10 protein-coding genes are annotated in these 10,149 nt (G+C 56.5%); 6 read left to right on the top strand and 4 right to left on the bottom strand.

The features are described 5' to 3' along the window. Window positions 1-242: 242 nt before the first annotated feature. The 3 genes from BFV97_RS08895 to rpsB form a co-directional block, all read right to left on the bottom strand. Window positions 243-1,874 (bottom strand): thiamine pyrophosphate-binding protein, encoded by a 1,632-nt coding sequence (locus tag BFV97_RS08895; protein WP_069300011.1) that lies wholly within the window; start codon window positions 1,872-1,874, stop codon window positions 243-245. Window positions 1,875-2,117: 243 nt separating this feature from the next. Further along, complete coding sequence (gene tsf, locus BFV97_RS08890; RefSeq protein ID WP_069300018.1) at window positions 2,118-2,993, bottom strand: translation elongation factor Ts; 876 nt, start codon at window positions 2,991-2,993, stop codon at window positions 2,118-2,120. A 74-nt stretch (window positions 2,994-3,067) separates the two neighbouring features. Next, window positions 3,068-3,826, bottom strand: coding sequence for a 30S ribosomal protein S2 (gene rpsB, locus BFV97_RS08885; protein WP_069300010.1), 759 nt, complete (start codon window positions 3,824-3,826; stop codon window positions 3,068-3,070). Window positions 3,827-4,152: 326 nt separating this feature from the next. On the opposite strand from rpsB, the gene BFV97_RS08880 reads away from it, so the two are divergent. The 5 genes from BFV97_RS08880 to BFV97_RS08860 all read left to right on the top strand — a co-directional run bounded on the left by BFV97_RS08880 (window position 4,153) and on the right by BFV97_RS08860 (window position 7,882). Further along, complete coding sequence (locus tag BFV97_RS08880; protein ID WP_069300009.1) at window positions 4,153-5,046, top strand: PfkB family carbohydrate kinase; 894 nt, start codon at window positions 4,153-4,155, stop codon at window positions 5,044-5,046. After that, window positions 5,043-5,954: a pseudouridine-5'-phosphate glycosidase gene (locus BFV97_RS08875; protein ID WP_069300008.1), complete on the top strand. Its 912-nt coding sequence runs from the start codon at window positions 5,043-5,045 to the stop codon at window positions 5,952-5,954. Before BFV97_RS08880 ends, BFV97_RS08875 begins: the two co-directional genes overlap by 4 nt. Next, window positions 5,954-6,469 (top strand): hypothetical protein, encoded by a 516-nt coding sequence (locus BFV97_RS08870; RefSeq protein WP_069300007.1) that lies wholly within the window; start codon window positions 5,954-5,956, stop codon window positions 6,467-6,469. Before BFV97_RS08875 ends, BFV97_RS08870 begins: the two co-directional genes overlap by 1 nt. A 106-nt stretch (window positions 6,470-6,575) precedes the next feature. Then, complete coding sequence (locus BFV97_RS08865) at window positions 6,576-7,265, top strand: DUF502 domain-containing protein (RefSeq protein WP_069300006.1); 690 nt, start codon at window positions 6,576-6,578, stop codon at window positions 7,263-7,265. Next, the gene (locus BFV97_RS08860; RefSeq protein WP_069300005.1) at window positions 7,265-7,882 is read left to right on the top strand and encodes a LysE/ArgO family amino acid transporter; all 618 of its coding nucleotides are present in this window, start codon (window positions 7,265-7,267) and stop codon (window positions 7,880-7,882) included. Before BFV97_RS08865 ends, BFV97_RS08860 begins: the two co-directional genes overlap by 1 nt. A 55-nt stretch (window positions 7,883-7,937) precedes the next feature. On the opposite strand, the gene rpe is transcribed toward BFV97_RS08860, so the two are convergent. Beyond that, complete coding sequence (rpe, locus tag BFV97_RS08855) at window positions 7,938-8,621, bottom strand: ribulose-phosphate 3-epimerase (protein ID WP_172827909.1); 684 nt, start codon at window positions 8,619-8,621, stop codon at window positions 7,938-7,940. 187 nt (window positions 8,622-8,808) lie between these two features. Between rpe and BFV97_RS08850 the strand changes: the two genes are divergently transcribed. After that, on the top strand, window positions 8,809-10,137 hold the full coding sequence (locus BFV97_RS08850; RefSeq protein WP_245667669.1) for an alpha/beta hydrolase family protein: 1,329 nt from the start codon (window positions 8,809-8,811) through the stop codon (window positions 10,135-10,137). Window positions 10,138-10,149: the final 12 nt, after the last annotated feature.

Raw genomic sequence — 10,149 nt, 5'->3', positions numbered from 1 at the left:
CAGCCACTTTGCAAGCTTGCGTCGTTCGTCCAGCTTCAGGTGACAGTAGTGGGTTCCCATTCTTCATACTCCATGCAACTCTCTGTATTCGTACAGAATTTGCACTTCGTTTGTGAATCCACCTTTCCACGCGAAATAAACGCATAATGAATATTATGTTAATATTACAATGTGCATGGACGAAAGGCTTGTTTCTCTGACATTAATTTATGCCAGAGAAACGATTTATTAGGATTTATGGACTATGTGTTGAGGATCACATTCGGTGCAATGTCGTCGGGATCAATCATCAACTCGATCAGCGCTCCGGAGGATTTCGTTGATGCTGTGGCGAAGGCTTCAGCGAAGTCTTCTGTTTTTTCAACGCGCTGGCTCCAGAACCCATAGGCTTTGGCAAGCTGGGTAAAATCGGGATTGATGATCTCTGTGCCACTGGGCCGGCCTTCATAGCGGCGTTCCTGATGCAGCCGGATTGTGCCGTACATACCGTTGTTCAGCAACAGAATGATCGGTTGCAGCCCGTATTGCAGCATGGTGCCAAGTTCTTGGGAAGACATTTGGAAATCGCCATCGCCAGCGAAACAGACGACCTGTCGTTTTGGATCGACAGCCTTGGCCGCCAGTGCCGCTGGCAGACCGGCACCCATCGCACCGGATTGCGGTCCAAGAAGCCGCTTGTCGCCGTGATACTGGATGTAGCGACCGGACCAAATTGCAAAATTGCCCGCGCCGTTGGTCAGGACAACATCGTCGTCCAGAACCTTGCGCAGATGTTCGCAGACCTTGGCCATGTCAACCGGACCTTTGGCCGGTTTGGGTGTCAGCGTTGCAAGATATTTGGGTTGGATTTGCTTTAAGTAATCCTCATAGGTCGCTGTTACCAATGGATTTAGCGCCGTTATAAAGGCATGTGGCGCAGATTGCACGGCCACATCTGGTTGGTAGATCTTGCCGATTTCATCCGCCGAGATATGGCTGTGAATGATCTTCTGCTTCGCATTGGGCACATCCAACAAGGTCCAACCGTCTGTCACGGTTTCGCCAAAACGGATGTTCACAGCTAGAATAACATCCGCCTGTGAAATGGCCTCGCGGATATGGGGTGCCATGCCAAACCCCGCATCACCGATAAAGTTCGGGCCGCGGTTGTCGATCAGGTCCTGACTGCGAAACACAGAGGCGACAGGAATAGAGGTTTTCTGGGCAAATTCGGACAGGGCGTCCCTGCCCTGTTGTGTCCAGCCGCCACCGCCAACGATCATCAGCGGCGTTTTGGCGCTGTTCAACACATCCGCCGCAGCCTGAACCGCGGCAGGATCAGGCGCAGGATGGAAAGGTTTCACCGGCTTGCAGGGTTGCGCGTCGGTCATATCCGTCAGCATGTCTTCGGGCAAAGCCACCACAACCGGACCCGGCCGCCCGGATGTCGCCATCTGGAACGCACGGGCGACGATTTCGGGGATACGATCGGCGTTATCGACCTCGGTCGCCCATTTTGCAATCGGCCCGAAAAACGCGCGGTAGTCTACTTCCTGAAAGGCTTCGCGGTCGCGCATATCGCGCCCGATCTGCCCGACGAACAGGATCATCGGCGTGCTGTCCTGCATGGCGGTGTGCACCCCGATAGAGGCATTGGTCGCGCCCGGACCGCGTGTCACAAAGCAAATTCCCGGTTTATTGGTCAGCTTGCCGTAAGCTTCAGCCGCAAAAGATGCGCCGCTTTCATGGCGCGTGGTGATCAGCCGCATCTGGTTTTGCACATCATAAAGCGCATCGAGAACCGCCAGATAGCTTTCCCCCGGAACCCCGAAAGCCGTATCAACGCCCTGTTCCAAAAGACATTTGATCAACAATTCTCCGCCAGTCCGTGCCATTCCGCCCTACCCTTTTCTGATGTGCAGCAAAATTAATGCGGAATGTGTGACAGAACTCACTTATTTTACAATCGAAAAATGGGACAGTGATCTTAGCCAAACGCGAAAGCAGTTTGACTTACAGGTCCGGAGGGTCGTTCTTCCCGGTTCAAAACACTCCGGACCTGCTTTACCCTCAAAAATTTTACCAAAAAAAAGCCCCGCCAGATGGCAGGGCTTTCAAAAACAGTCAATGTAGCGGGATTAGCCGCCCATTGTTTTTGCAACTTCCGCTGCAAAGTCTTCTTCTTTTTTCTCAATGCCTTCGCCAACTTCCAAACGCACGAAAGATACGATTTCCGCACCGGCGTCTTTGGCAGCCTGACCAACGGTTACGTCAGGATTGATCACGAATGCCTGATTGTTCAGGGTCACTTCAGAGTAGAACTTCTTCATCCGGCCCTTGATCATGCTTTCAATGATATTTTCAGGCTTGCCGGACTCACGGGCTTGCTCGGTCAGAACGTTTTTCTCACGCTCGATCACGGCAGGGTCCAGATCCTCTTCGGACAGGGAAGCAGGGTTGGTCGCAGCAACGTGCATGGCAACCTGTTTGGCGAAAGACTCATCGCCGCCTTTCAGTGCAACCAGAACACCGATTTTGCCCAGACCGTCCGCAGCCGCTGCGTGGATGTAAGAGCCGACAACATCGCCGGACACTTTGGCCATGCGGCGCACAGACATGTTTTCACCGATTGTAGCGATCGCATCGGTCACAACGTCCGTTACAGACTTGCCACCCATGTCAGCGGATTTCAGAGCTTCAACGTCGTCCACGGAAACAGCGGCGGCAACGATGCCGTTTACCATTTTCTGGAAGTCGGCGTTTTTACCAACAAAGTCGGTTTCCGCGTTCACTTCAACCGCAACACCAACGCCGCCTTCAACTTTGACGCCAACCAGACCTTCAGCCGCTGTACGACCGGATTTCTTGGCCGCGGTTGCCAGACCTTTGGTGCGCAGCCAGTCCATTGCGGCTTCCATGTCGCCGTCGGTTTCTGTCAGGGCTTTTTTCGCGTCCATCATGCCTGCGCCGGATTTTTCGCGCAGTTCTTTAACGAGTGCAGCTGTGATAGCCATCTTCATCTCTCCTAAATGCGGTAAGAGTCGGGGGTGCGTTTACACCCCCGAGGTATCAGTATTGTGAAAGCCGATCAGGCTTCTGCGACAGCTTCTTCAGCAGGCGCGTCTTCCAGGGAACCGATGTCGATGCCCGCAGACCCCATAGCCGCTGCCATGCCGTCCAGTGCCGCACGGGCAATCAGGTCGGTGTAAAGCGCAATTGCACGGGCCGCATCGTCGTTGCCCGGGATCGGGTAGTCGATGTTTTCAGGTGCAGAATTGGAGTCCAGAACCGCAATCACAGGGATGCCCAGTTTGTTGGCTTCCTGAACCGCAAGGGATTCTTTGTTGGTGTCGATCACAACGATCAGGTCAGGAACACCGCCCATTTCGCGCACACCACCCAAGGAGGCTTGCAGTTTTGTCTGCTCGCGTTCCATGCCAAGACGTTCTTTCTTGGTCAGGCCTTCAGCACCGCTTTCCAGCTTTTCGTCGATGTCTTTAAGGTGCGCGATACGCTTGGAAACTGTTTGCCAGTTTGTCAGCGTGCCACCCAACCAGCGGTGGTTCATGTAGTATTGTGCGGAACGCTCGGCAGCTTCGGCAACAGCGTTTGCAGCCTGACGTTTGGTGCCCACGAACAGGATACGGCCGCCCTTGGCAACTGTGTCCCGTGTGACTTGCAGGGCCTGGTCCAGCAGAGGAACAGTCTGTGTCAGGTCGAGAATGTGGATGCCGTTACGCTGACCATAGATGTACTGACCCATGCGTGGGTTCCAGCGGTGTGTCTGGTGGCCGAAGTGTACGCCTGCTTCAAGCAGTTGACGCAATGTGAACTCGGGAAGAGCCATTGGAATTTCCTTTTCCGGTTTAGCCTCAGCGGGAGAAGGAATGGCACCTGCCGTTCCAACCGGTTGGAGCTTTGGGGATGTCTCCCCCAAAACCCGCAGACCCCGCCTGTGGATTTAAGTGAGGTCGCTATAGGGGGCATATTTACGCTTGGCAAGGGGTTTCCCACGCTATTGCACGGGGTTTCCGGCCAAAACTGCGATATTTCGCGGCAATCCGGTGATTATCCCGCTATGGTGACAAAACACCACCCCGAACAGCGCGTATTCGGCACATTTGGCTGCTGTTTTCACTTGCCAGTTTGCACCCTACAGATCAAAAGGGCGCCATGACACCCCTTGCTCCTATTCTTTGTATCGGTTCCGTTCTCTGGGACATTGTTGGCCGCTCTGATCGTGTGATGAAAGCGGGGCATGATGTGCCCGGCCGTATCATCCGTATTCCCGGTGGCGTGGCGATGAATATCGCAATGGCCCTGCGCGCCCATGATGTGCCTGTGTCGCTGCTGACCGCTTTGGGCGATGATTCCGCCGGTCGCGAACTGTTGATGGAAGCCACGGCACGGGGGATGGAAACCGCCTTTGTGCATGTCTCCAAAACCTACCCCACAGATCAGTATATGGCCATTGAAGGGCGCAACGGGCTGATCGCCGCAATTGCAGATGCCCATTCGCTGGAAGGACAGGCCGATGCGGTGATTGCGCCACTGGCTGACGGGCGGCTGGGCACGGCGCAGGATCCCTTCGACGGGCTGGTGGTCTGTGAAGGCAACCTGCCCCGCGCGACTCTGGACTATATCAGCACCGCCGCCGAGTTTCGCGCCGCAGACATCCGCCTCGCACCGGCTTCTCCGGGCAAGGCAGAGCGGTTGAAACCCTTTGTCGGCCACAAGCACGCCACAGCCTATGTCAATTTGATTGAGGCGAATATCCTGCTTGACACCAAACTCGACAGCGCCGCAGACGCCGCACGCCAACTGGCGGCAACCGGCCTCTACCGCGCTGTTGTAACCGATGGCCCGAACCCGGCGGCTGTGGCAGATGCTACGGGCGTTCTGTCCCAAACCCCGCCAGCAGTTAAGGTTCTGCGGGTCACAGGGGCCGGAGATGTGTTCATGGCCAGCCATATCGTTGCCGAAAACCGTGGATTGTCGGGGGCGGATGCGCTCGACTTCGCGCTCGGCTATACTTCTACTTATATATCTACGGAGACTCCGCTTTGACCCTTCCCCTCGTCTATTCCGCCGAAGTCAGCAAAGCCATCGCTGACGGTGCACCCGTCGTGGCTCTGGAAAGCACGATCATCACCCACGGGATGCCCTATCCGGCCAATCTTGAAACCGCACAAGAGGTAGAACAGGTGGTTCGCGACAATGGCGCAGTCCCTGCCACAATCGCGATCATTGACCACGCAATCCACATCGGTCTGGAAGCAGACACGCTGGAAAACCTCGCACAAGCCAAAGACGTGATGAAGCTCTCCCGCGCGGATCTGGCAGTGGCCGTCGCCAACGGGCGCACAGGTGCTACAACTGTGGCCGCAACCATGATCTGCGCTGAACTGGCAGGGATTGATGTCTTTGCAACCGGCGGCATCGGCGGTGTTCACAAAGGGGCTGAAACCAGCTTTGACATCAGTGCCGACCTGACAGAACTGTCCCAAACGGCTGTCACGGTGGTTTGTGCCGGCGCCAAGGCGATCCTTGACCTGCCCAAAACGCTCGAAGTGCTGGAAACCAACGGGGTGCCGGTGATCGGCTATCAAAGCGATGACTTTCCCGCCTTCTGGTCCCGCGTTTCCGGCCTAGCCGCGCCGCTGCGCATGGATGGTGCAGCCGAAATCGCCAAAGCCCATAAAATGCGCGCCAAGCTCGGCCTGCAGGGCGGCCAGCTCGTCGCCAATCCGATCCCGAAAGACGCCGAAATCGACGCGGATTACCTCAACCCCATCATTGCACAGGCGGTGGCCGAGGCGGAAGCCCAGAACATCGGCGCGAAACAGGTCACACCGTTCCTTCTGGGGCGCATTGTGGAACTGACCGAAGGCAAGTCGCTGAAATCCAACATCGCATTGGTCAAAAACAACGCAGCCCTTGGCGCAAACATCGCCCGCGCTCTGAAAGACGTATAATGGCCACTTCGCTGATCACCCGGATTGAGTCCGCGCTTGAAGAGGGGAAACTCTCTGTCGATCTGCTGCGCAAGGCACAGACGAGCAAGGACATCTCGGAACGGGCGCTTGCCTATATGGTGATCAGCGAACCCCATTTACGCCAGACGCTTGGGACATTCAAACCACGCAGGGCGGACGCGCAGGCGATTTTTGACTATCTGCTCGACTGCATCAAACTGGACCTTGACTGGGATGAGGATTACGCCAACTCCCGCGAGGATGCGCTTTATGAATTGACCGCGCCGCTTGATCCGTTCTGGGCAAAACACAATGCCGCCATCAGCGAAGACGCGTTCTGGGACCGGATCGAGGCTTTCCTGCAAAATGACCTCACCGAATTTTGCGCGGAATTTGCACCGGAGTTTCTGCAAGATCAGGCCGACACAGCCGCCTTCCGCTCCCGCAGATCCCGCTGGGAAGAGACTGCAAAACTCAAACCCTATGTCGATGCGCTTGACACGGAGCAGTCCTGATCCCCTTAGCGCTTCAATGTTCCGGAAATACTCAAACCCCATAGCGGGATTGCACCCCCGCCGCAGACGTCCTAGACAGTCTCCCGTATTATAGAGCGATTGACCCATGGCCCGAAAACCCAATACTCCACGGCGCAAGCGTCCCGGCCTGTTTGTCAGGGTGCGGGGTAATTTTCTGACCGGACTGGCCATTGTGCTGCCGGTGGCCCTAACCATCTGGATGATCTGGGCTTTCGTCGGCTTTGTGGACAGCCGCGTGCTGCCGTTGGTGCCCGAAGCCTATAAACCTTCAAACGAATGGCGCGGCTATGGGGTGATCGTGTTTCTGGCCTTCACCACAGTGGTTGGTGCCAGCCTTAAGGGATTGTTCGGCCGCCAGCTTCTGAAATACATCGAAAGTCTTGTGGATCGCATGCCGATTGTTCGCACGATCTATAACGGTGTGAAACAGATCGTCGAAACCATCCTGAACCAGTCCAACGCCAGCTTTGAGAAAGCCTGTCTGGTGGAATACCCCCGCAAGGGCATCTGGGCCATCGCCTTTGTTTCCACCTCTTCAAAGGGAGAGATACTGACCAAAACCGGACAGGAGTCGATGATGTCGGTATTCCTGCCCACCACGCCGAACCCGACGTCGGGGTTCCTGTTGTTCGTTCCGACCGAAGATGTGGTGTATCTGGATATGGATGTGGAAGCCGCAGCCAAGCTGGTGATCTCTGCGGGGCTGGTCATGCCGCCCAGCAAGGACGAAATTGCCGCCGGTCGCGCCCAATCCGTCAAGGTCAAGCACAGCTGATGCTCGCGGCTGCGATCACCGGCTATTTCACAGCTTTTTCCCTGATCCTTGCGATCGGTGCGCAGAATGCTTTTGTTCTGCGTCAGGGCCTGTTGCGCAGCCATGTCTTTCTCATCTGCCTGTTTTGCGCCGTGTCCGATGCGCTTCTCATTACCGCGGGCGTGGCCGGCTTTGGCGCTATGGTGGAATATTTCCCCCGCCTGCCCTTTTTTCTGTCCCTATTCGGCGCCGCTTTCCTGCTGTTCTACGGGGCCACCCGTTTTCTCGCCGCATGGCGCGGGGATTACGAAATGGAACTCTCTGGCAAAGGGCTTGACCTGTGGCCTGCCCTTGGTGTGGTTTTCGCCTGCACGTGGCTCAACCCCCATGTCTATCTCGACACGCTTGGCCTGATCGGTGCGGTCAGCACGCAGTTTGAACCGGCGGCCGAAAAATGGGCCTTCGGGATCGCTGCGGCACTGGCATCTTTCAGCTTTTTCTTCGGGCTTGGTTATGGTGCCCGCCTGCTGGCGCCAGTCATGCAAACTGCTGCCACATGGCGGGTGCTCGACATTGGAATCGGCATCGTGATGTGGCTGATTGCTTTCGGGCTGATCGCCAGCCTTGGCACATATTGAAAAAGGCGAGAAAACCGCGCCTTTTCAGCTTGTTAACCACCAAACTTAAACCAGTTTAACCGCAGGATTTGCGGATCGCAGAGATGTTTTCGCGGTAGTGCTGCGGTGTACCGCCCTTGAAGACTGCGGAACCGGCAACCATCGCATCCACACCCGCAGCACGGGCCAGTGGCGCGGTCTCCGGCGTTACGCCGCCGTCAATTTCCAGCCAGATCGGACGGTCCCCGATCATCTTGCGCACCCGCTCCATCTTGGGCAACTGGCTGTGCAGGAATTTCTGACCGCCAAAACCGGGGTTCACGGTCATCACAAGGATCAGGTCGATCTTGTCGAGACAGTATTCAATCACGCTCTCCGGGGTGGAGGGATTCAGCGCAACACCCGTCTTACAACCAAGCGAGCGGATATACTGCAAAGAGCGGTCCAGATGCGGGCCGGCTTCGGCGTGAATGGTGATTATATCCGCCCCGGCCTTGGCAAAGGCCTCAAGATAGGGATCGGCGGGCGAGATCATCAGGTGACAATCCATCACCGTTTTGCAATGGGGGCGCAGCGCGGCGACCACATCCGGACCGATGGTGATATTGGGCACGAAATGCCCGTCCATCACGTCGATATGTACCCAGTCACAGCCCTGTTCCTCAATCGCGCGGACCTCTTCGCCCAAACGGGCAAAATCCGCCGAGAGGATCGAGGGTGCAATTTTCAAGTCACGGGCAGGGTCAAATTCCACAGGCATGGCAGCAATCCTTCGGTTAAGCAGCTTGTGCCCTGATACGCAGAAAATCCCTGCTGTAAAAGACCCGACGCTAGGTTTTTATACAAACTTCTGGACGATGGGCCATCTCCGCCCCAAGCTTACCGGCACTGTGTAAATAAAGAGTATACATCCGCAGGTAATAAGCGGGCACACAAGGGAGAAGACCATGAAAATGAACAAGACGAGCCTCGGGGTGGTACTTGCCGCCGCCGCAGTTCTGGGAGGACCCTCCGCAATGGCGGAAAACCGCATCGACACACAACGACCCGACGCACCGGCACTGGCAGCCTATGGCAGCCACAAGGTCGGCGTCCGCCAACTGGAAATGACCAACCCCGACCAGATCAACATTCTGGCGATTGATCCGGCTGCGGACAAACCCGGCGAGATGCCCCGCTATGACCGCGATCTTACGGTTGAGGTCTGGTATCCCGCCGCAGATGATGCCAGTGGCGACACAGTGCTGCAGGCTGAAATCCGCGATGGCAAAACCGTGGTAGAACTACACGGACAGGCGATGCGGGACGCTGCCCCCGCAGATGGAACCTATCCGTTTGTTCTGATCAGCCACGGCTATCCGGGAAACCGGTTCCTTCTGTCCCATCTGGCGGAAAATATCGCCTCTAAAGGCTATGTTGTGGCGTCGGTGGATCATACGGACAGCACCTATTCCAACAAGGCAGCCTTTGGCTCGACGCTTGTGAACCGCTCTTTGGACCAGAAATTCGTGCTGAACCAGATTGCCGCCCTGTCCGAAGGCAGTGAGGGGTTCCTCTCTGGTCTGGCAGATACGGATAACAGTGCGCTGATCGGCTATTCAATGGGCGGCTACGGCGCGGTGATTTCTGCGGGTGGCGGTGTCACACAGGCTGCGGTGGATTACGCTTGGGGCGGTCCGCACGGCACGCTTGGTGTGCATCTGTCAGGCTCTGAAACCCACAACGCCCTGCCCGATCCGCGCTTCAAAACCGCGGTGGCTTTTGCCCCTTGGGGGCTGACCTACGGCTTTTGGGATGCGGAAACCCTGAAAGGCGTGCAAATCCCGATGTTGTTCATCGCCGGTTCTGTTGATGATGTGTCAGGCTACGATCCGGGCGTGCGCTCTATCTGGCAAGGCGCAGTAAATGTGGACCGCGCACTTTTGACATTCGAGAACGCCAATCACAATGCCGCCGCCCCTTACCCCGCCCCGCAAGAAGGCCGCGAGGTGGATGCGGACCTGGGCTTTGCCGCCTTTGATCACTATGCCGATCCGGTCTGGGATACGGCGCGGATGAACAACATCGCGCAGCATTTCGTGACCGCATGGCTTGGCAAATATCTCGGGAAAGATGGGGATATGGAACCCTATCTGTCGCTGGAGCCAAACGCCAAAGATGGCGTCTGGTCCGCAAACGAAGACGGGAGCTTCAAGGAAGATCACACTTATTGGACAGGTTTCCCCAACCGCACAGCCGCAGGGCTGCGCTATGAGGTTCTGCCAAAGGCCGAGTAAACCCCCGGCCCT

Source organism: Neptunicoccus sediminis (assembly GCF_001719615.1).
Lineage (GTDB): Bacteria > Pseudomonadota > Alphaproteobacteria > Rhodobacterales > Rhodobacteraceae > Amylibacter > Amylibacter sediminis.
Note: the sequence above shows the minus strand (reverse complement) of the source record. Positions and strands in the feature narration are given on the sequence as shown.

Coding starts and splice junctions, on each gene's coding strand:
- BFV97_RS08860 (WP_069300005.1), top strand. CDS start 7,265: ATGCTCGCGGCTGCGATCACCGGCTATTTCACAGCTTTTTCCCTGATC.
- BFV97_RS08850 (WP_245667669.1), top strand. CDS start 8,809: ATGAAAATGAACAAGACGAGCCTCGGGGTGGTACTTGCCGCCGCCGCA.
- rpsB (WP_069300010.1), bottom strand. CDS start 3,826: ATGGCTCTTCCCGAGTTCACATTGCGTCAACTGCTTGAAGCAGGCGTA.
- tsf (WP_069300018.1), bottom strand. CDS start 2,993: ATGGCTATCACAGCTGCACTCGTTAAAGAACTGCGCGAAAAATCCGGC.
- BFV97_RS08895 (WP_069300011.1), bottom strand. CDS start 1,874: ATGGCACGGACTGGCGGAGAATTGTTGATCAAATGTCTTTTGGAACAG.
- rpe (WP_172827909.1), bottom strand. CDS start 8,621: ATGCCTGTGGAATTTGACCCTGCCCGTGACTTGAAAATTGCACCCTCG.
- BFV97_RS08870 (WP_069300007.1), top strand. CDS start 5,954: ATGGCCACTTCGCTGATCACCCGGATTGAGTCCGCGCTTGAAGAGGGG.
- BFV97_RS08880 (WP_069300009.1), top strand. CDS start 4,153: ATGACACCCCTTGCTCCTATTCTTTGTATCGGTTCCGTTCTCTGGGAC.
- BFV97_RS08865 (WP_069300006.1), top strand. CDS start 6,576: ATGGCCCGAAAACCCAATACTCCACGGCGCAAGCGTCCCGGCCTGTTT.